Source organism: Bradyrhizobium sp. NBAIM08, assembly GCF_020193935.1.
GTDB classification, from domain to species: Bacteria; Pseudomonadota; Alphaproteobacteria; order Rhizobiales; family Xanthobacteraceae; genus Bradyrhizobium; species Bradyrhizobium yuanmingense.
In genome coordinates, this window is the sequence record NZ_JADYVR010000810.1 from 1 (window position 1) to 413 (window position 413).

Consider the following 413-nt stretch of genomic DNA (forward strand, 5'->3'; position numbering starts at 1 on the left):
CTGTTGGAGTAGAGCGTGAGTGCGGGCACAGTGCGTTTGGCGACCTTGAAGGAGATCTGCTCACTGCGCGCCAGGCCTGCCTGGAACGCGGCGGCGACGCCCTGCGGTGACGGCATGCCAAGCTGCGGTGCCTGTTCCAGCGGGAAGCTCTTCTCGTAGTACCGCTGGCACAGCATCAGCTCGGTTGCGTCATCACGCATGTCGTAGTCGGTAGGTGTCGCCCCCTTCTCCAACTGCATGCAGGTCAGCGAAAAGGACCCAGACTGGCCGACAAGCTGTCCGCCATAACCACCGGGTGTCGCAAAGTCGACGATGACGTGCAGCTTGCTGTTGGCTCCCACGGTCTTGCCAGCAATGGATGGCAACTCGACGGTGAAGTACCTGAGCGCGGCCGCGGTGCCGATCTCCTGGAC

The 413-nt window shown here is 62.7% G+C and carries 1 protein-coding gene; it reads right to left on the minus strand.

What is annotated here, in order from left to right:
• On the minus strand, positions 1-413 hold a 413-nt coding region (locus I6F37_RS42175), incomplete at both ends, for a hypothetical protein (RefSeq protein ID WP_225154699.1).